Source organism: Pseudomonas sp. GW821-FHT09A09 (genome assembly GCF_059418405.1).
Map to the genome: position 1 here is coordinate 1 of NZ_JBWKPU010000060.1, position 19,747 is coordinate 19,747.

The window sequence follows — 19,747 nt, forward strand, 5'->3', positions numbered from 1 at the left end:
CCCCCCCCCCCCCCCCCCCCCCCCCCCCCCCCCCCCCCCCCCCCCCCCCCCCCCCCCCCCCCCCCGCTCCTACAGGGATCAGCGTTGCGCCCTTGTTTTTCCCCTGCTCGGACCAATATCTGTAACTAGTCCTACAGACCCTTCGGAATCGGTCTTACGCAAAAGCCCGAAACACTCTGCCGCTAGCCACTGTCACTGCACCTGTGCAACATGGCGCGCGTGCAATCCACAAATGGGAATTCCCTTTATGAAACGTTTTCTTAGCATCGCCATGGCGTTGTGCATCGGCCTGACGATGAGCCTCGACGCCAACGCCAAACGCTTCGGTGGCGGCAAAAGCATGGGCTCGGCACCGACTCACCAGACCAGCCAAATGGCTCCATCTGCCGGTGGCATGGGCGGTGCAGCCGCTACCGCCGGCGCAGCCGGTGCTGCTGGCGCCGCTGCCAAGGCTGGCGGTGCTTCGCGCTGGTTGGGCCCTCTGGCCGGTATCGCGGCCGGTGGCCTGCTCGCGTCCATGTTCATGGGCGGCGGGTTCCAGGGCATGCAGATCTTCGACATCCTGATCATGGCGGTCATCGCCTTTGTGATCTTCCGCTTTATCGCCGCCCGTCGCCGCAAGCAGCAGGAGCACCTGGCTCCAGCCGGCGCGCCGATGCAGCGTGAAGTGTTCGAGCAAAAGCCTGCCATGGGCTCGATCTTCGGTGGTTCGGCAGCCCCTGCGGCTGCACGCCCGGTGATCAACGCACCGGCCTGGTTCAACGAAGAGCGTTTTGTCGAAGCGGCCCGCAACCACTTCCAGTCCCTGCAACAGCACTGGGACGCCAACGAAATGGACAAGATCGCCGAGTTCGTGACCCCGCAACTGCTGGAGTTCCTCAAGCGCGAACGCGCTGACCTGGGCGACGGCTTCCAGTCGACCTACATCGACGACCTGCGCGTACAGCTCGAAGGCGTGGACGATCGCGCCGACAAGACCATCGCCACCCTGACCTTCAGCGGTGTGTCGAAGACCTCGCGTTTCGACCAGGGCGAAGTGTTCAGCGAAAGCTGGAACATGGAACGCCCACAAGGCGAGAACCAGCCTTGGCTGGTCGCCGGTATCCGCCAGAACGGCTGATACCCGCACGCTTGAGCAAGCGGTAATAAAAACCCCGGACATGTTCCGGGGTTTTCTATTTCACGGTTGCACTTATAGCGAGCTACTGTATAAAACGCCCCTATAAACCGCGCCATCTAGCAAGAGGATCCCGGCCGTGGAAGAAATCATCGAACAATTGCGTGAAGCCAACGAACCGGTCCCGGTTCCTCTGGAACTGCCTGACGAAGACCTGCTGGTGGAAATCGAGGAACAACTGTTCATCGACATCCCGTTTGTCTTCCGTGAATTCCTGCTGACCGTCAGCGACGTGGTGTACGGCAGCCTGGAGCCGGTGACCGTCACCGACCCGCAATCCCACACCTACCTGCCGGACGTTGCCGCCAACGCCTGGGACGCCGGTGTCGACCGTAGCCTGATCCCGATCTGCCAGGACGGCGATGACTACTACTGCGTCGAAGAAGACGGCACCGTGGTGCTGTGGTCTGGCGAGGAAGAAATCGTTACCGAGGAAACCTGGGAATCGGTGTGGCACTGGGCGCGGGACGTCTGGCTGGAAAGCTGATCGCGGTTGATTGGGCTTTTGTAGGAGCTGGCTTGCCAGCGATGGCGTCATCAAGAACGCTATCGCCGGCAAGCCGGCTCCTACAATGATTAGTGCTCTGGCGTGTCCTTGTGGTTATCCAGCGTCTCCAGCAAAGCGACCTGCATCCGCGTATGCACCCGGATAAACCAGCGCCAGAGCACCGCCGCCACCGCTGCCGTGACCACGGCGATCAGCACCAGCAGCTTGTTGGTCGGCAGGATACTGGCCGACAACGCAGCCAATAGCAGGAAGATCACCAGCAGCGACAGGAGGGGGATCAGCTCCGCGATCACCCGCCGCACACGCTGGGTATGGCGCCCGGCCATTTCCGGCTTCACGCTCATCTCTGCCAGCAGCATCGACAGCGCCTTGAGCTTGCGGTACGCCGCAATCAGGAACGGCAGCGACAACAGCAACGCACCGCCCCAGATCAACGCCTTCTGCCAGCTCGGATCGCTGATCCAGCCCTCCAGATACCCACCGATACGCGCCGCGAAAAAGCTGCCGGCGAAGAAGATCGCCACCACCAATGCCAGGTTCACCCCCACTTGCAGGATGATCTTGCGGATCATCGAGGCCAGCATCGCGCCCTCGCCTTGGGGCTGAATGCTGCGCAGCCATTCGCCATACAGGCCAAACACCCGGCTCATGCGCTTGGGCATCACCGCCGCAATCTTCAATGACAAGGGGTCGGCGCCGCGAATCAGGTACGGCGTCAGCAGTGTGGTAATTGCCGAAACCGCCACCGCGACCGGGTAAAGGAAATCACTGGTCACCTGCAGGGTCATGCCCAGCGCGGCGATGATGAAGGAAAACTCGCCAATCTGTGACAGCCCCATGCCCACCCGCAGTGAGGTACGCCCGTCATTACCGGCGATAAACGCCCCCAACCCGCAGGACAACATCTTGCCGAGCACCACCGCCACGGTGATCACCGCGATTGGCCAGGCGTATTGCAGCAGGATCTGTGGGTCGATCATCAAGCCAATGGCCACAAAGAAGATGGCGCTGAACATGTCGCGAACCGGCTCGATCAGGCGCTCGATCTTAATCAGCTGGCGGGATTCGGCCATGATCGCACCGATCAGGAACGCGCCCAGCACCATGCTGTATTCCAGCTTCACCACCAACAGACAGAAGCCGAAACACAGGCCCAGTACGGTGATCAGCAACATCTCATTGCTTTCGAACTTGGCCACATAAGCCAAGAGGCGCGGCACCAGCAAAATGCCAATGACCAGGGCGACGATCATGAACAGCGACAGCTTGCCGACCGTGGAGAACACCTCGCCGGAGCTGACCGTGCCACTGACGGCAATGCTCGACAGCAAGGCGATGATGCCGATGCCGAGGATGTCCTCCACGATCAGCACGCCGAATATCAGCTGGGCGAAACGCTGGTTCTTCATCTTCAGGTCGTTGAGCGCCTTGACGATGATGGTGGTGGAAGAGATCGCCAGGATCGCGCCAAGGAACAGTGAGTCCATGGTGTTCCAGTCGAACCAGCGGCCGATCTCGTAGCCGATCCAAATCATCAGGATGATCTCGAGGAACGCTGCGATGAACGCCGTGGCGCCCACCTTGAACAGCTTGCGCAGGCTGAACTCCAGGCCCAGGCAGAACATCAGGAAGATCACGCCCAGTTCGGCCAGGGTCTTGATGGTGTCTTCGTCGTGGATCAGGCCGAACGGCGGGGTGTGAGGGCCGATGATGAAGCCGGCGACGATGTAGCCCAGCACCACCGGCTGCTTGAGGCGGTGGAACAGGATGGTGACCACCCCTGCCACCAGCATGATCACAGCCAAGTCCTGGATAAAGCTGATGGCGTGCATGGCGAGGGGCTCCTTGAGGGTACTGGCGCTTTTCCCACTTCCGCGCGCGCCGTTGAACAATCGCAATGCGCGGAAGGAAAAGTCGGCCTAAATCGTAAGAAATGCCCTGAGACGGGCTTTTGAAGGTTAACACCGCGACTTCCAGCAGAAAGCCGGTGCAATATATGGAAACAGAACGGTGCAGGCGTGACGACAAGCCGCCCACCGGCGTCCGGTTATGGATGGCTCTGCAAAGATTCCAGCACCCGCAGAGGTGCCCCCCAACCAATGCCTACAACCCGTGAGTGTGCTATGGAACCCGGAAACGCCCAGCTGTCGATGACGGTACTGATGACCCCTGATATGGCCAACTTCTCAGGCAATGTCCACGGCGGCACCTTGCTCAAGTACCTCGACGAAGTGGCTTACGCCTGCGCCAGCCGTTATGCCGGTCGCTATGTGGTGACGCTGTCGGTAGACCAGGTGATTTTTCGCGAGCCGATCCATGTCGGCGAACTGGTGACCTTCCTGGCGTCAGTCAACTACACCGGCAACACCTCGATGGAGGTGGGTATCAAGGTGGTGACCGAGAACATCCGCGAACGCTCGGTGCGCCACACCAACAGCTGCTTCTTCACCATGGTGGCCGTGGACGACCAGCGCAAACCCGCCGCCGTCCCGCCGCTGCAGCCGCAGAACAGCGAAGACAAGCGCCGTTTCGTACAGGCCCAGCAGCGTCGGCAGATTCGCCAGGAATTGGAGAAGCGTTACCAGGAAATCAAGGACGACGCGCCGTAAGCCTCTTCGCCCGCCCTCAATAGCGCCAGCACTGGTCGTAGTGCGCGCACACGTCAAAGCGCTGGTCCAATTGGGCCATGCGCTCCATGTGAAGGTTGAGGGTCTCGACCATCATCGACTTGTCGGTGTCCTGGTAGTAGCGCTCCATGAATTTGTCGTTCGCCTTGACGCGTTCGGTGACAGCGCGGTCCGTGGGGTTCATCCACTGTTCCAGCACAGCGTCTTCGGTGCCACTCAGGCGTAGCCGATACACCTGCTCGTAAAGCGCCAGCGTGCGCGCCTTGCGGCCGGCCATTTCCTGGCTGAACAAGACATAGTTTTGACGGTATTGCGTCCAATAGGCTTCAGGCGGGGTAAACGTACCCAGTTGCGCCTTGCGCTTGGCGATCACACCGTCGATCTCGTCCAGGGACGCTTGCAGGCGCCCCTGAGTGTCGGGCTCCATCAGCGTGATCAGTTGCAGGTTGGTGGACGTGATCGTGTTGATCAGGGCCGCGCGCTTGGGGGTTTCTGGGATCGATTTGCCGAAGATCGGACTTTGGCCCGTGCACGCCATCATCCCTTTATCAAAAATAGGCAGCGGAATGCGCTGGTCCTTGCCGTCAAAACGGGTCAGGCGCTGCAGCAGCGTGGTGCAGCTGCCGCCTCGCATATCGAAGGTCACTTCATACTCTTGCCCCGCCTTGGGCGTGAAGCTCACGGCCTTGCCACAGACGTAGCTGCCGCCGTTGGTGTTGATCATCAACATGACGTCTTTACCCGGCTCCAGCTTGACCTCCAACAGGCCCCTGGCCTTGGCGGGCGGAGGGACGATCATGTCGACACGCCGCTTGGTATCGACCAGCAGGAAGTTGTTGAGCATGCCGGTGTTGCGGCCCTGGCAATGCTGGGCGTCGTAGATGTCGAGGGTGCTGTTCGAGGTGTTGGAGACAAAGCGCAACTTGGCGGCATCGGGTGCCGTCGAGTCGGTGTAGGCACCGTTGACGCTGCAGCCTGCGAGCAATGACGTCAGGGCCAGGGCGGTGAGCGCCCGTGGCGTTGGGAATACGGCTGGCATCGGTCTTCCTTGATTAGCACAGGGGACAAAGAGGCGGCCGATAGTACCGGACGCCCTTTGCCTCGCTCAATCAGGAATACTCCTACAGCTCGATGGGCGTTGCTTCAAACCGTACGCGGGGATGGGCGATACGGTCCTGGGCGCGTACCAGCTCCAGCTCGTAACTGGCGCACGCCTGGGTTTCCAGCAGCACTTCATGCACTGCTGCTGCGGTGAACTCGAAGGCGGCCAACAGGCTGTCGCCCAGCAGCACCCGCGCCAGGAACAGCCCCGAGGTCAGGTCGCCCACGCCCACCGGCTGGCGCGGGAACGCCAACAGCGGCCGACGCAAATGCCAACTGCCTTCGGCGGTCACCAGCAACATCTCAAAGCCTTCGGGCAACTTGCCTGGGTAATCCAGGTGCTTGACCAGCACCGCTTTGGGCCCGCGTGCCAGCAACGCCTTGGCCATGGCCAGGCAATCGAACAGCGATTGCGGCTTGCGCCCGGCAAAGCTGTCGAGCTCCAGTTGGTTGGGGCACAGGAAATCAGCCATGGCCGCCGCTTCGTCCAGCAGGAAATCGCTGACCTCCTGGGGCACGATGCAGCCTTTTTCCGGATGGCCCATCACCGGGTCGCACAGGTACAGCGCCTTGGGGTTGATCGCCTTGATGCGCGCCACACCGCTGAGAATCGCCCGCCCCTGGTCTGCGCTGCCCAGGTAGCCGGACAGTACGGCGTCGCAGTTGCCCAGCTCGCCGATGGCCGCAATGCCTTCGACCAGCGCCGGAATTTGCTGCGGCGCCAGCACTTCGCCAGCCCACTGGCCATACTGGGTATGGTTGGAGAATTGCACCGTGTTCAGCGGCCAGACGTTCACCCCGACCCGTTGCATTGGGAATACGGCAGCGCTGTTTCCGGCGTGGCCAAAGACCACATGAGACTGGATCGCAAGCAGATGAGGTGTGCGTTTCATGCGGGAGATTTCCGTAAAGCCATTGAAATTCTGGCCGCGCAGTATGCGACTAAACGCAGCCTGTACGACAGACCGGCGACACAGTTAAGCTGCTCTCACTTTGTTGGAGTTTTTCGCATGCTGACCCTGGGAAATATCTTCGTGTTGATGCTGCTGGCGACCGGCGCTGCCTGGGTCTGGCACAACCACGGCCTGCGTGAGCGGGCGCTGGAGCGGGTCAAGCAGCATTGCGCCAAGCTCGACATCGAACTGCTCGACGGTGCCGTGGCGCTCAAGCGCATCGGTTTTGTGAAGGATGCCAACGGTCGGCGGCGCCTGGCACGCATCTACAATTTCGAGTTCACAGTGACCGGCGAAGCCCGCCATCCAGGGACCATCACCCAATTCGGCGCCCACAGCGCTCAAATCGAACTGGCACCCTACCCGTTCGAAATCAAGACCCCCCTGCCCAGCGCCGAAGTCATCGAGCTGAGCCAGTGGCGCCAGGATCACGCCACCAAGAACCGTCACTGACGGCAGGCGGCCAGCGCAGCCTGCAGCGCCGCCACGTCCTGTGGTGCGCTGAAGATCAATTCGATACGCGAATCACGCCGCCACTCGCTGGGCTGCCAGGCGAGCGGGCTGTTATCCACAGCGTTGGCGCTGAGCCAGCCGTCCACGCTGTGGATAACCAGTTTGGCGCGGCGCCACTCAAGGCTGGTAAGCCAGCGATGCAGGTGTTGAACATCAAATCGCTGGCTTGGGTGCCAACGCCAGCCGATGCTCCAGCCGCCCTCTTGGGCCTGGCTCAAGCAGATGGGCAGCGCCGGGTCGCTCCAGAGAGCTGGCATCTGGGCCAAGCCTTGAGGTGCTTCGAAGTTATCCACGGCCGCGCAGGCCTTGGCGTGCAGGCCGGGCAAGTGCTCCAGCGGCAATTGCGCCTGGCGGGTCCAATACAGCGGTTTGTCGGGTAGCTGCCGTTCGATGGCCAGGCGTTGCTCGCCATCCAGCGACTCCTCTTTGTTCAACACCAGCAGGCCGGCACTGGCCAGCGCCTCACGCTGCGATTCGGGCAAGGGTTTGTCCGCCGCCAGCGCCTGGGCATCCAGCACCAGCACGCAGGGCTGAACCGCCAGCACGTTTTGCCACGGCGCTTCGCGCAATTGCTTGAGCAACTGTGCCGGATGGCCCAGGCCAGAGGGCTCGATAAACAGCCGATCCGGCTTGGCCTTACGCAGCAAGCGGCCCAGGCCTACCTGAAACGGCGCACCATTCACACAACACAGACAGCCGCCCGCCACTTCGCCCAAGGCGATGCCGTCGTCATCCTGGGTGAGCAAGGCCGCGTCCAGGCCGATCTGCCCGAACTCGTTGATCAACACCGCCCAGCGCTCGTTGGCCGGGCGTTGGGCGAGCAGGTGCTTGATCAGGCTGGTCTTGCCGGCGCCCAAAGGCCCGGCAATCACGTGGGTGGGAATGTTCTGCAACATGAAAGGTGTCATTCAGGCCGTGTAGAGCGTTTGATCCTACGCGGTTATGCCAGCCAATCCAGTGTCAGGATCAAACGACGCTCATCGGCCTTCAGCGCCGGTGAGCGATGGATCAAGCCATGGCCTTCATTACCATGCCATTTGGTGCCCTTGAGCAAGGCCACTTCACCGCAGTGGATCTGCTCGATACGGTCAGTGGGCTCGGCGTCGGGCTGGCTGAGCTGGCGGCGGTCCATCACGCCTTCGCGCAACCACTGGCTGCCGATGCCGGCATAGGTGGTGATCAGGCGCACCGGCACGTGGTCGACGTGAAAACGCGGGCACATGGCCTTGTCCAGCAACCTCAGACGCACGCCAATGCGCTTGGCGCCGAGCAAACAGGCGAAGGCACTGACCAACCAGGAGACATCGGCGATGAAGCCTTCGTAGCCTTCCAGATCGCGGCAACTGGACGCCAAACCTTGCAGGTTCGGCACTGCGTCCTCGTTGTTGAGTTCAATCACGAGGGATTCGGCCAAAGGCTCGTTCAGCGCCACCAGCAACGCCCCGAATTCGGCGATATGCAGGGGCAACTGGCGCTGCCACACGGCCAGGTTGACGCCGTCTTCCAGAATATCGGACAGGGCCAGCGGCGTTTCGCCGTGGCTCTGGCGGATCACGGGGCGCAGAGGGATAACCGGGGCAAGCATCAGGCGGCAGCCTCCTCATACCAAGGGCCAAAAGGGTCAGCCAGCAAGCGCCAGCCTTCGACGCCCAGCGCCATTTCTTCATCGTTGAGCAGGCAGGCATCCAGCTCTGCGCGCATTTGGTCGAAGTCGATGTTTTGCCCGATAAACACCAGCTCCTGGCGGCAGTCACCGGTGCTCAACTGCCAGTTGCCCATGATGGCCGCGATGCTTTCTTCGTCTTGGGGCCACTGGCTTTTTGGCACAAAACGCCACCAACGCCCGGCAAAACCATGGCGCATCAAGCCACCGGCCTGGGACCAGCTGCCCGCGTCCCGATGCTTGCTGGCCAGCCAGAAAAAGCCCTTGGAGCGCAGCAATTTGCCGTTCACCCACGGGCGGTCGATGAAGTCGAAGAAGCGCTGTGGGTGGAAGGGGCGACGCGCGCGGTAAGCGGTGGACGCGATGCCATATTCTTCGGTTTCCGGCACGTGCTCGCCGCGCAACTCCTGCAGCCAGCCCGGGGCCTGGGCGGCGCGTTCGAAGTCAAAGCGGCCGGTGTTGAGGATCTTGTTCAGCGGCACTTCACCCATGACCATCGGGATGATTTCGGCCTGGGCATTCAGGCGTTCAAGGATCGCCATCAGCTCTTCGCGCTCGCGGCTGCTGATGAGGTCGATCTTGCTGATCAGGATGACGTCAGCAAATTCGATCTGCTCGATCAGCAGGTCGGTGATGGAACGTTCGTCGTCCTCCCCCAGGGTTTCACCCCGTGAGGCCAGGCTTTCGGCGGCCTGGTAGTCGAGCAGGAAGTTCATGCCGTCGACCACCGTGACCATGGTGTCCAGGCGGGCAATGTCGGCCAGGCTCTGCTCGTTTTCGTCGCGAAAGGTAAATGTCTCGGCCACGGGTAAAGGCTCGGAGATGCCGGTGGATTCGATCAACAGGTAATCGAACCGACCTTCCTTGGCGAGTTTTCCGACTTCTTCCAGCAAGTCTTCACGCAAGGTGCAGCAGATGCAGCCGTTGCTCATCTCCACCAGCTTTTCTTCGGCGCGGTTGAGGGTGACGTCGCGCTGTACCTCGCTACCGTCGATGTTGATCTCGCTCATGTCATTGACGATCACCGCCACCCGCAGGTTTTCGCGGTTGCGCAGGACATAGTTGAGCAGCGTGCTTTTGCCGGCGCCGAGAAAGCCGGATAACACGGTAACGGGAAGGCGGTTGGTCATCAGGTGGTCCTCATCAGGGGTGGCCGGTCAAATCGCCCGTTTGTGGCGTTCGCGCAGCTCTTCACGTTCTTTGGCTTCGATACACAAGGTGGCGGTAGGACGCAGCAGCAGGCGCTGTAGGCCGATGGGCTCGCCGGTTTCACGGCACCAGCCGTATTCGCCGCGCGCCAGCAGTTCGAGGGCGTCGTCGATCTTGTCCAACAGCTTCTTTTCCCGCTCGAGCAGGCGCAGTTGCCACTGGCGCTGTTCTTCGGCGCTGCCTACGTCAGCCGGGTCGCTGTTGGTTTCTTGCTCACGCAGGACGAGAAACTCGGCGTCGATACGCACTTGCAGCTCATTGCGCTGGGCCAACAGCAGCTCTCGGAAGAAGCCTTGCTGGGCTTCATTCATATAGTCGGCGGCGGGTTGGGCCAGGAGGTCTTGTTCAGTCATGGGAAGCGGTTCACGGGTCAGGCTGTTTTTTAATGTTATAGTATAACAATACAAATAAGCCAATCCCCCTTGCTCGTCGCGACGAAGGGCGCAATGCTTGACCACCCTCTGCCCCTGAGAAAACCTATGAAATACCTGGTGTGCGCCCTGTTATTGGCAGCGGCAGGATCGGCCTGCGCCCAGCCACCGAGCCTGTTGGCCAACTGCACGCGCAGCGCCAACCTGCTGGCGTGTGTGGACCCATTGGGGAATGCCTACAGCGTGGCGACGGCGGGCAGCACTACGTACTTGCGGGGGTTTGAAGTGATCGGCAAACGCTATTGGGCGCAGACCAACAGCCGCTATGGGCAACTGACGTTCTTTACCGGGCTGGCTTCCGATGGTGAGGCGTGGGTCGGCTACACGCGTCGCGTGGGCTGGACCACCCTCAACCGGTTCTCCAGTTCAGGGGGCGCCAGCGCCAAGTTCACGTGCAGCCGTATCACCGGCTGTTAGACCTGGCCGTTCTTCTGCTCCTGAACCCAGGCCATGTAGCTGTTCATCGGTGGGTTCTTCTGGAAGTAACTTTTCAGACCTTCGAACAGGCCATCGGCCACAGCCTGCTGATGACGCGCCGTCACCAGGCGCTGGGCGTCCTGGGTATTGGAGATAAACCCGGTTTCCACCAGGATCGATGGCACATCCGGTGACTTGAGCACCGCAAAACCTGCCTGTTCCACGCGCTTCTGGTGCAGCGTGGTGATGCTTTGCAGGCTGCCCAATACAGAGCTGCCCAATTGCAGGCTGGAAGCGATGGTGGCGTTCATCGACATATCGAGAATCACACCGGCCAACATCGGATCTTTGTCTTTCAAGTTGAGCAAGGTGGTAGCGCCCAACAAGTCCGCGCCGTTTTCACGCTGCGCCATGAAACGCGCGGTAGCCGAAGTTGCTCCGCCTTCTGACAGCGCATAGACCGAGGCGCCCGAAGCCGTGAGCCGCGGTGCAGCATCGGCGTGTACCGAAATAAACATATCCGCCTTGTGCTGACGCGCAATGTCCACGCGCTTGCGCAGCGGCACGAAGAAGTCGTCGTTGCGCACCAGCTTCACGTCAAAGCCCTTCTCGCGCTTCAAACGCTTGGCCAGCAACTGGGCGATCGACAACACCACATCTTTTTCGCGCTGGCCTTTGGAACCGATGGCGCCGGGGTCTTTGCCGCCGTGGCCAGGGTCGACCACCACAATAATGTCGCGCTTGGGGTGGGCTTTATCCACCGGAGCGGCCAGCGGCGCCGGCTCAGCGGCGATCTGGCGCGGAGCGTGGGTGGCGCTGGTCAAGTCCAGCACCAGGCGGTGGCCTTGGCCGTCCTGAGGCGGCAGCAAGAAGCTGTTGAGCTGCATCGGCGCGGCCAGGTCCAGCACGATCCGCGTGTCGCCCTTGCCGAAATGCCCGGAGCGAATCGACGTGATCCCGCTGTTCTTCAACGCCAGCTGAGAAAAATCACCGGTGAGCCCGGCGCCACTCAAATCGATGATCAAGCGTTCAGGCGATGTAAGGGAAAAGGTCTTGTATTGCACCGGGCCGCTGAGGTCGAACACCAGCCGTAGCTTGTCGTCCGAACGCCACAGGCGTGCATTACGGATCTGCGTGGCGTAGGCCCCCAACGGCAACGTGAACAGGGGACTGACCAGCAGCAGGTTAAGAAGCTGACGTCTGTGCATGACATATACCGCAAATAAAGGAGCGTCCCTGCTCGATATGACTGAAGAAAGGCTGGAGCAGAAAAATCATCGTCGACTCAATAGTTATAATATAACATGTCTTTTTATTTCCAACGATGGACCTGCTCATGAATGCGCTGACTCTGCCGGATATCGCCGCGCAGGCTTCACGCCAAGCCTTGCCACTCGACTGGGTGGGCATGTGCGGCATTGCCCTGCCGATTCTCATCGACGGCCAGCGTCTGACGGCCACCGCCGATGCCGGCGTAAGCCTGGACGACGGTGAGGCCCGTGGCATTCATATGTCACGCCTGTACCTGGCCCTGGAAATGCTCGACCAACAGCCCCTTACGCCTGCGCTTCTGCATACTCTACTTGAGCGCTTTCTTGAGAGTCATGAAGGTTTATCTAAGAACGCCTACCTGCGTATCCACACCGATTTGCTGCTCAAACGGCCGGCGCTGGTCAGCCCGTTGGCCGGCTGGAAAGGCTATCCGGTGAGCATCGAAGCGCGCCTGGAAAACCAGATGTTCCACGTGGAACTAAAAATTGACGTTACTTACTCGTCAACCTGCCCTTGCTCCGCCGCGCTCGCCAGGCAGTTGATTCAGCAGCAATTTCTTGAAGATTTTGCCAACACGCCGCTGCAACACGAGGACGTACTGACCTGGCTCGGCAGCGCCAACGGCATCGTCGCCACACCTCACAGCCAGCGCAGCAGCGCGCAGCTTTCCATCCAGCTGGATGAAACCCTGCTGTACCTGCCCCTGACCGACCTGATCGACAACGTCGAGGCCGCCCTCGGCACCGCCGTGCAAACCGCAGTAAAACGTGCGGACGAACAAGCCTTCGCCCTGGCCAACGGGCAGAACCTGATGTTCTGCGAAGACGCCGCCCGCCGCCTGAACCTCGCCTTGAAACGCTCGGATGCCGTCAAAGCCTTCCACCTGAAAGTGATCCACGCCGAAAGCCTGCACGCGCACGATGCCGTGGCTGAAAGCCGCTGGACGAGACACTCTGCATGATCACCTGCACCGCTTTGCGCTGGGGCGCTCCCGGCCAACCGCTGACGCCCGCCATTGATCTCACGCTGGAAAAAGGCAGCCTCACCGGCGTGATCGGCGCCAACGGCACCGGCAAAAGCAGCCTGCTCAAAGTCATCGCCGGCCTGCAAAAACCACTGGCAGGGAAAGTCACCGTGGATGTTCCACGCCGTGGTGGCTTGTCGTTCCTGCCCCAGCAACAACACCTCGACCGCCAGTTCCCTATCAGCCTGCAAGAGCTGGTGGCCGCTGGCTTCTGGGGCACCAAGCTGACCCCGGAGCAACGCAACCAGCGTCTGCAAGCGGTACTGGAAGACTGGTGCCTCAGCGGCCTCGAGCACCGCCCATTAATGGCGTTATCGGGTGGCGAACTGCAACGCGCCCTGCTCGCCCGCATGAGCCTGGCCGAAGCGCCGGTATTGCTGTTGGATGAGCCCCACGCCGCCCTCGATGAAGAAGGCCAGGCCCTGTGCTGGAAACACGTACACGCCTGGCACGACCAAGGCCGCACCGTGGTGATCGTGTGCCATGACCTCGCCTCCGTGCGCCATCACACCCAGCAAGTGGTTCAAATCAAAAGCACCGGCTGCGTGTTCGGCCCAAGCAAAGAACTGATTCGCCCGCAACCGCACATGCAGGTGGCCTGATGCACTTCGCCGCCCACCTGTGGATGCCGTTCTTCGATTTCGTCTTTATGCGCCGCGCCCTGATCGGCGGCCTGGTGCTCGCCTGCAGCACCGCGCCACTCGGCGTGTTCCTGATCCTGCGCCGCATGAGCCTGATCGGCGACGCCGTGGCCCACGGCATCCTGCCCGGTGCCGCACTGGGCTTCTGGTTCGCCGGGCTCAGCCTGCCCGCCCTGACCATCGGCGGCCTCGGTGCCGGCCTGGGCATGGCTGGGCTCTCGGCATGGATCACCCGCCGCACCGGCCTGCGTGAAGACGCCAGCCTCGCCGCCATCTACCCCATTTCCCTCGCGGCCGGCGTGCTCATCCTTGGCATCGCCGGCAAGCGCCTGGACCTGCTTCACCTGCTGTTCGGCTCTGCCCTGGCCGTGGACGAAACCACCCTCACCGGCATGTTGTGGGTCTCCGGGTTCAGCCTGATCGCCATGGCGGTGATCTACAAACCGCTGCTGCTGGACACCCTCGACCCGCTGTTCCTGCAAACCGTCAGCCGCCTGGGCCCGCTGGCTCATGGGTTGTTCCTGACCCTGGTGGTGCTGAACCTGGTGATCGGCTTCCAGGCCATCGGCGCCTTGATGGTCGTGGGTTTGATGATGTTGCCGGCCATTGCTTCACGCTTCTGGAGCCGGCGCCTGCCGGTGTTGATCGCGGTATCGGCGGTGCTGGGATGCCTGTCGGTGTGGTTCGGTTTGTTGCTGTCGTTCTACTACTCACTGCCCAGCGGCCCGGCCATCGTGCTGGTGGCTGGCATTGGGTACCTGCTGTCTGTGGTTTTCGGTCCGGTGCACGGCTTGCTGCGCCGTCCGCCCTCTCTTACATCCCAATGAGGTGTTTCCCGATGCGCGCTTTACTCGTGCTGTTCAGTCTGCTGCTGCCGTTGTCGATGGCCCAGGCCGCCGACAAACTCCAGGTGGTTACCAGCTTCAGTATTCTCGATGACATCACCCACCAGATCGGTGGCGATCACATCCAGATCAGCAACATGGTCGGCCCCGATTCCGACGCCCACACCTATGAACCCACCCCGGACGACGCCAAGGCGTTGCTCAAGGCCAAAGTCATCATCAAGAATGGCCTGGGCTTCGAGCCCTGGCTGGACCGCCTGGTGACCAGCACCGAAACCAAGGCCACCGTGGTCACTGCCAGCAAAGGCGTGATCTCCCACACCATGGAAGAAGACGGCGAAACCATCCCCGACCCGCACGCCTGGCACAACCTGGCCAACGCCGAAATCTACGTGAACAACATCACCAAAGCGCTGGTGGCTGCCGACCCGGCCAACAAGACGGACTACCTGCGCAACAGCCAGGCCTACCTGAAGGAAATCTACCGCCTGCTCGCCGAAGCCAAGACCAAGTTCGGCGCGCTGCCACCGGGCAACCGCCGCATCGTGACCTCCCATGACGCCTTCGGTTACCTGGGCCAGGCCTATGGCATTGAGTTCCTCGCGCCACAAGGCCTGTCCACCGAGCGTGAACCGTCGGCTGCCGAAGTCGCCGCACTGATCACTCAGATCCGCAAGGACAAGGTCAAAGCCGTGTTCATGGAAAACATCAAGGACGCGCGCCTGCTCAAGCAGATCGCTGACGAAAGCGGCGCGCAGATCGGCGGCACGCTGTACTCCGACGCTCTCGCCGCCGAAGGCCCGGCCAGCACCTTCACCGGGCTGTTCGAATACAACCTCAACACCCTGTGCGCAGCCCTGAGCAAGCCATGACCTTGAGCATGCTCGATCTGGAAGAGGCTGCCCTGGGCAGCCGCTTTCCACTCGAACCGGTGCTCGACGCCCTGCCGTGGAACAGCGATGGCCTGATTGCCGCCATTGCCCAGCAACACGGCAGCGGCGAGGTGTTGATGCTGGCCTGGATGAACCGCCAGGCCCTCACAGAAACCCTGGCTACCGGGCAAGTCTGCTACTGGTCCCGCTCGCGCCAGCACTTGTGGCGCAAGGGCGAAAGCTCGGGCCACTGGCAGCAACTGGTGGAGGCTCGCCTGGATTGCGACGGCGACGCCGTGCTGCTAATCGTCGACCAGCAAGGCCCGGCCTGCCACACCGGCCGACCCACTTGCTTCTACAACGCCATTGACGGCGACCACGTCCACATCATTACGGAGCCCGTTGCATGATCCGCAAGAACCCCTCCGGCGACCTGCCGGTCATCGCTGAATCGGCCTACGTCGACAAGACCGCGATCATCTGCGGCAAGGTCATCATCGGCGAGAACGTCTTCGTCGGCCCCTACGCCGTGATCCGCGCTGACGAAGTCGACGCCACGGGTGCGATGGACCCCATCACCATCGGCGCCAACTCCAACATCCAGGACGGCGTGGTCATCCACTCCAAATCCGGCGCGGCGGTGACCATCGGCGAATTCACCTCCATCGCGCACCGCTCCATCGTCCATGGCCCCTGTACGGTCGGCGATCGCGTCTTCATCGGCTTCAACAGTGTGCTGTTCAACTGCGCCGTCGGCGATGGTTGCGTGGTGCGCCACAACTCGGTGGTCGACGGCCGCGACTTGCCTGCCGCCTTCTACGTACCGTCCACCACACGCATTGGGCCCAATACGGACCTGTCGCAATTCCCGCCGGTGAGTGTCAGCGCCTCGGAGTTTTCCGAAGACGTGGCACGCACCAACGTCGATTTGGTACGCGGCTACAAAGCCCTGCAAAACGAGTTCTGACCATGAGCCGCCTGCTGATCCGCAACGCCCGCCTGGTAAACGAAGGCCTGGAATTCGACGCCGATGTGCTGGTTGCCAATGGCCGAATCGAGAAGATTGCCAGCAGCCTCGAAGGCTACAACGAACCGGTGGAAATCGACGCCCAAGGCCAGTGGCTGCTGCCGGGCATGATCGATGACCAAGTGCACTTTCGTGAGCCTGGCGCGCCGGACAAAGGCAGTTTTTATAGCGAATCGCGCGCGGCCGTCGCCGGTGGCATCACCAGCTTCATGGACATGCCCAACACCCACCCGGCCACCCTGAACCTGGAAGCGCTGGCCGATAAGAAGCGCCGCGCCGCCCTGCATTCGGTGGCCAACTATGGGTTTCACTTCGGGGTGAGCAACGACAACCTCGACACCGTCGCCGCCCTCGACCCACGGGAAGTGGCCGGCGTCAAAGTGTTCATGGGCGCGTCCACCGGCAACATGCTGGTGGACGACCCGCGAATACTGGAGCGCCTGTTCGCCGAAGTGCCGACCATTTTGTTGGCCCACTGCGAGCACACGCCGAGCATCCTGGCCAACGAGCAGCGCCTGCGCGAACGCTTTGGCGATCACATCCCCGCCGTCGCCCACCCGCTGATCCGCGATGCCCAAGCCTGTTATCGCTCGTCATCCTTTGCCGTGGAATTGGCCCAGCGCCACGGCACGCGCCTGCACGTGTTGCACCTGACCACTGCCCATGAGCTGGCGCTGTTTGAAGACAAACCGCTGGCCGAGAAACGCATCACCGCCGAGGTGTGCCTGCACCACTTGTTGTTCGATGACCACGACTATCACCGCCTCGGCCATCAGATCAAATGCAACCCGGCGATCAAGACCCGTGCCGACCGCGACGCCCTGCGCCAAGCCTTATTGAGTGATCGTCTGGATGTGATCGGCAGTGACCATGCACCGCATACCTGGGCGCAGAAACAGTTGGGTTATCGCGAAGCGCCGTCCGGGCTGCCACTGGTGCAACACGCATTGCCGGCGTTGTTGGAACTGGTGGCTGACGGGCACCTGCCACTGACCACGCTGGTGGCGAAGACCAGCCATCGCGTGGCCGACCTGTTCGCCATTCCTGATCGGGGCTATTTGCGTGAAGGGTATTGGGCCGACCTGGTGCTGATCCAGCCCGAGCCCCAAGGCAAGCCCGTCAGTAGCCAGCCGATCCTGGCGCGCTGCGGCTGGACGCCTTTTGCCGAGCGCAGCTTCCAGCACAGCGTCAGCACCACGCTGGTGTCAGGCCACCTGGCGTGGCACAACGGCCAGGTGGTCGACAGTTGCCAGGGTTTGCCCCTGCATTTTCTGCGTTAAGCGCGAGGCTTGACCGTACCGCAGTCGTTGCCCAGCCACTGGGCATGGCTGTCGAGGCTGCCCTTCTGCTGGATGCCGGTGGCATTGAAGGTGCCGTTGACGGTGGTGGTGAATTCTTTCTGGCTCTGGAAGGTCGCGACGCCAGTGCCTTGGGCTTTCGGGCAACTGAAACGGAATTTCCACTGGTTGCCGGTCTTGTCGGTCACTTCCTGTTTGCAGCCCGATTGCGGGTCGGTCAGCGGGATCGAGTCTGAGGCGACCTGAGCCGGTGTAAGGCACACCTGCACGCCTTTACCGGCCATAGTGATACCCTGTTTTTCCAGCATGGCGCGCTGTTCAGGGGTCATCTGTTGCTTGAGCTGGCCGAGGATCAGAGAAAGATCCGGCAGGTCCTGGTTGTCCACTTTCATGTTGCTGGTGGTCAATTCCCACAAGCCCGGCGCCAGCATCTGCGCCTGCGCCGCCACAGGCAGCGACAAACCAGTAACCATGGCTAAACAGAGCAAACGAGCATTCATCGGGTAACTCCTGGGTAATGTTGGGCGTTAGACGCCGCAAAGCCGCCAGTGTTGCACGGCAAATAAAATAGCGACATTCACAGCCGTTCATGGTCTGTTAGGCACTGGACTGTCAGGAGTCATGTCGTTCATGGATTTTTTTGGCCCGCACCTGCTCGCCTACTTCATCGCCACGCTGCACTTTCTCGGGACACTCGCCGCGATCCACGCGGTGCTGACCGTCAGGACCGCCCAAGGCTCGATCGCCTGGGCCTTGTCGTTGATGTTCATGCCCTACCTGACGCTGATCCCCTACCTGATCTTCGGCCGCAGCACCTTCGACGCCTACATCCAGGCCCGCCGCCAGGCCAACCAGGAAATGCACACCGCCATCACCGAATTGAACTGGCGCCCCTGGGTCGAGGAAGCCCTCGCTGCGCGCAACTCCAGCGCCTACGCGTCCCTGCGCGCCATGCCCAAGCTGGGGCGCATGCCGTGCCTGGCCAACAACGAAGTGCGCTTGCTGATCAATGGCGATGCCACGTTCAGCGCGATCTTCGAGGCCATTGGCAACGCAAAGACCGCCGTGCTGTTCCAGTTTTTCATCATTCACGACGATGAACTCGGCCGCCAACTCCACGCCCTGCTCAAGAAAAAGGCGGCCGAAGGCGTGGCCATTTATGTGCTCTACGACCGCATCGGCAGCCATGCCCTGCCCCATCGTTACGTGCAGTCACTGCGTGATGCCGGCGTGCAGGTCAAGGCATTCGCCACCCGCAGCGGCTGGCTCAATCGGTTCCAGGTCAATTTCCGTAACCACCGCAAAATCGTGGTGGTGGACGGTATAACCGGGTTCGTCGGCGGGCATAACGTGGGCGATGAATACCTGGGCAAAAAACCGCCACTAGCGCCCTGGCGCGATACCCATGTGCAGGTGACCGGCCCGGTGGTCGCATGCTTGCAGGAGTCGTTTGCCGAAGACTGGTTCTGGGCCGCGCGGGAGCTGCCGCCGCTGATCCTGCCGGACGCCTACCCCGAAGACGGCGTGCTCTGCCAATTGCTCGCCAGCGGCCCGGCCGACCCGTATGAAACCTGCTCGCTGTTTTTTGTCGAGGCCATTCATGCGGCAACTGAACGAGTGTGGATCACCAGCCCGTATTTCATTCCCGATGAAGCGGTCTTCTCCGCCCTGCGCCTGGCGGTCCTGCGCGGCGTCGATGTGCGCCTGTTGCTGCCCTCGCGCCCCGACCACCGCATCGTCTACGCCGCCTCCAGCCTCTACGCGATCGAAGCCGTGCGCGCTGGGGTGCGGGTGTTCCGCTACACGCCAGGGTTTCTGCATCAGAAAGTGGTACTGGTCGACAGCGAAATCAGCGCCATCGGCAGTGCGAACATGGACAACCGTTCATTCCGGTTGAATTTCGAAGTGATGTTGCTGACCGTGGACCAAGCCTTCGCCAGCCAGGTGGAACAGATGCTGCTGGATGACTTCGCCCTGGCCCATGAAGTCAGCCAGGAAGAAAGCCGCGAGACCCGCCGCCTGCAACAGCTCGGCATGCGGGTGGCCCGCTTGATCTCACCGATCCTCTAGCTGGCAACTCCAAATCAATGTGGGAGCGGGGGGGGGGGGGGGGGGGGGGGGGGGGGGGGGGGGGGGGGGGGGGGGGGGGGGGGGGGGGGGGGGGGGGGG

The 19,747-nt window shown here is 61.7% G+C and carries 22 protein-coding genes; 13 read left to right on the forward strand and 9 right to left on the reverse strand.

The annotated features are described in order from the left end of the window. Positions 1–247: 247 nt before the first annotated feature. Both AC07OV_RS29490 and AC07OV_RS29495 read left to right on the forward strand, forming a co-directional pair. A complete protein-coding gene (locus tag AC07OV_RS29490; RefSeq protein ID WP_176994524.1) occupies positions 248–1,120 on the forward strand; it encodes a Tim44 domain-containing protein in 873 nt (290 codons plus the stop codon). A gap of 136 nt (positions 1,121–1,256) precedes the next feature. After that, the gene (locus tag AC07OV_RS29495; RefSeq protein ID WP_010207624.1) at positions 1,257–1,664 is read left to right on the forward strand and encodes an SMI1/KNR4 family protein; all 408 of its coding nucleotides are present in this window, start codon (positions 1,257–1,259) and stop codon (positions 1,662–1,664) included. Positions 1,665–1,753: 89 nt separating this feature from the next. Here the strand turns inward: AC07OV_RS29495 and AC07OV_RS29500 are convergent, their stop codons facing one another. Continuing rightward, on the reverse strand, positions 1,754–3,517 hold the full coding sequence (locus AC07OV_RS29500) for a cation:proton antiporter (protein ID WP_176994525.1): 1,764 nt from the start codon (positions 3,515–3,517) through the stop codon (positions 1,754–1,756). A 291-nt stretch (positions 3,518–3,808) separates the two neighbouring features. Here AC07OV_RS29500 and AC07OV_RS29505 point away from each other — a divergent pair, with 291 nt between their 5' ends. Further along, positions 3,809–4,294 (forward strand): acyl-CoA thioesterase, encoded by a 486-nt coding sequence (locus tag AC07OV_RS29505; RefSeq protein ID WP_176994526.1) that lies wholly within the window; start codon positions 3,809–3,811, stop codon positions 4,292–4,294. A 16-nt stretch (positions 4,295–4,310) separates the two neighbouring features. On the opposite strand, the gene AC07OV_RS29510 is transcribed toward AC07OV_RS29505, so the two are convergent. Both AC07OV_RS29510 and pdxY read right to left on the reverse strand, forming a co-directional pair. Beyond that, positions 4,311–5,351, reverse strand: a complete 1,041-nt coding sequence (locus tag AC07OV_RS29510) for a hypothetical protein (protein ID WP_495093544.1) — start codon at positions 5,349–5,351, stop codon at positions 4,311–4,313. Positions 5,352–5,433: 82 nt separating this feature from the next. Next, a complete protein-coding gene (gene pdxY, locus AC07OV_RS29515; protein ID WP_178920472.1) occupies positions 5,434–6,306 on the reverse strand; it encodes a pyridoxal kinase PdxY in 873 nt (290 codons plus the stop codon). Between the two features lie 117 nt (positions 6,307–6,423). Between pdxY and AC07OV_RS29520 the strand changes: the two genes are divergently transcribed. Further along, positions 6,424–6,819, forward strand: a complete 396-nt coding sequence (locus AC07OV_RS29520; RefSeq protein WP_176994529.1) for a DUF3301 domain-containing protein — start codon at positions 6,424–6,426, stop codon at positions 6,817–6,819. Here the strand turns inward: AC07OV_RS29520 and AC07OV_RS29525 are convergent. The 4 genes from AC07OV_RS29525 to dksA are packed head-to-tail and all read right to left on the reverse strand — an operon-like array spanning position 6,813 to position 10,104. Next, positions 6,813–7,775, reverse strand: coding sequence for a CobW family GTP-binding protein (locus AC07OV_RS29525; RefSeq protein WP_495093545.1), 963 nt, complete (start codon positions 7,773–7,775; stop codon positions 6,813–6,815). The two genes, AC07OV_RS29520 and AC07OV_RS29525, sit on opposite strands and share 7 nt — an antisense overlap. Before the next feature lie 44 nt (positions 7,776–7,819). Further along, positions 7,820–8,464: a DUF1826 domain-containing protein gene (locus AC07OV_RS29530; protein ID WP_176994531.1), complete on the reverse strand. Its 645-nt coding sequence runs from the start codon at positions 8,462–8,464 to the stop codon at positions 7,820–7,822. Beyond that, positions 8,464–9,672, reverse strand: coding sequence for a zinc metallochaperone GTPase ZigA (zigA, locus tag AC07OV_RS29535; protein ID WP_494997487.1), 1,209 nt, complete (start codon positions 9,670–9,672; stop codon positions 8,464–8,466). Before zigA ends, AC07OV_RS29530 begins: the two co-directional genes overlap by 1 nt. Positions 9,673–9,699: 27 nt before the next feature. Then, positions 9,700–10,104 (reverse strand): RNA polymerase-binding protein DksA, encoded by a 405-nt coding sequence (dksA, locus tag AC07OV_RS29540; RefSeq protein WP_178920479.1) that lies wholly within the window; start codon positions 10,102–10,104, stop codon positions 9,700–9,702. Positions 10,105–10,230: 126 nt separating this feature from the next. On the opposite strand from dksA, the gene AC07OV_RS29545 reads away from it, so the two are divergent. Continuing rightward, positions 10,231–10,599 carry a glutamine synthetase gene (locus AC07OV_RS29545; protein ID WP_259172425.1) on the forward strand — a complete coding sequence of 123 codons (369 nt, stop codon included), beginning with the start codon at positions 10,231–10,233 and terminating at the stop codon, positions 10,597–10,599. On the opposite strand, the gene AC07OV_RS29550 is transcribed toward AC07OV_RS29545, so the two are convergent. Then, positions 10,596–11,807, reverse strand: coding sequence for an N-acetylmuramoyl-L-alanine amidase (locus AC07OV_RS29550; RefSeq protein ID WP_176994535.1), 1,212 nt, complete (start codon positions 11,805–11,807; stop codon positions 10,596–10,598). The two genes, AC07OV_RS29545 and AC07OV_RS29550, sit on opposite strands and share 4 nt — an antisense overlap. Positions 11,808–11,935: 128 nt before the next feature. On the opposite strand from AC07OV_RS29550, the gene folE2 reads away from it, so the two are divergent. The 7 genes from folE2 to AC07OV_RS29585 are packed head-to-tail and all read left to right on the forward strand — an operon-like array spanning position 11,936 to position 17,560. After that, positions 11,936–12,832 carry a GTP cyclohydrolase FolE2 gene (gene folE2, locus AC07OV_RS29555; RefSeq protein ID WP_494997485.1) on the forward strand — a complete coding sequence of 299 codons (897 nt, stop codon included), beginning with the start codon at positions 11,936–11,938 and terminating at the stop codon, positions 12,830–12,832. Continuing rightward, entirely contained in the window at positions 12,829–13,497 is a 669-nt protein-coding gene (locus AC07OV_RS29560; protein WP_176994537.1) for a metal ABC transporter ATP-binding protein, read from the forward strand. Before folE2 ends, AC07OV_RS29560 begins: the two co-directional genes overlap by 4 nt. Beyond that, positions 13,497–14,363, forward strand: coding sequence for a metal ABC transporter permease (locus tag AC07OV_RS29565; RefSeq protein WP_176994538.1), 867 nt, complete (start codon positions 13,497–13,499; stop codon positions 14,361–14,363). Before AC07OV_RS29560 ends, AC07OV_RS29565 begins: the two co-directional genes overlap by 1 nt. A gap of 11 nt (positions 14,364–14,374) precedes the next feature. Further along, entirely contained in the window at positions 14,375–15,253 is an 879-nt protein-coding gene (locus tag AC07OV_RS29570; RefSeq protein WP_494997484.1) for a metal ABC transporter substrate-binding protein, read from the forward strand. Next, a complete protein-coding gene (gene hisI / locus AC07OV_RS29575; protein ID WP_176994540.1) occupies positions 15,250–15,663 on the forward strand; it encodes a phosphoribosyl-AMP cyclohydrolase in 414 nt (137 codons plus the stop codon). Before AC07OV_RS29570 ends, hisI begins: the two co-directional genes overlap by 4 nt. Next, positions 15,660–16,220 carry a gamma carbonic anhydrase family protein gene (locus AC07OV_RS29580; protein WP_494997483.1) on the forward strand — a complete coding sequence of 187 codons (561 nt, stop codon included), beginning with the start codon at positions 15,660–15,662 and terminating at the stop codon, positions 16,218–16,220. Before hisI ends, AC07OV_RS29580 begins: the two co-directional genes overlap by 4 nt. A 2-nt stretch (positions 16,221–16,222) precedes the next feature. Then, positions 16,223–17,560 (forward strand): dihydroorotase, encoded by a 1,338-nt coding sequence (locus AC07OV_RS29585; RefSeq protein WP_495093546.1) that lies wholly within the window; start codon positions 16,223–16,225, stop codon positions 17,558–17,560. Here the strand turns inward: AC07OV_RS29585 and AC07OV_RS29590 are convergent. Then, positions 17,557–18,078: a DUF3617 domain-containing protein gene (locus AC07OV_RS29590; RefSeq protein WP_176994542.1), complete on the reverse strand. Its 522-nt coding sequence runs from the start codon at positions 18,076–18,078 to the stop codon at positions 17,557–17,559. The two genes, AC07OV_RS29585 and AC07OV_RS29590, sit on opposite strands and share 4 nt — an antisense overlap. 130 nt (positions 18,079–18,208) lie before the next feature. On the opposite strand from AC07OV_RS29590, the gene cls reads away from it, so the two are divergent. Further along, positions 18,209–19,648, forward strand: a complete 1,440-nt coding sequence (gene cls, locus AC07OV_RS29595) for a cardiolipin synthase (RefSeq protein ID WP_495093547.1) — start codon at positions 18,209–18,211, stop codon at positions 19,646–19,648. The last annotated feature ends 99 nt before the right edge of the window (positions 19,649–19,747 follow it).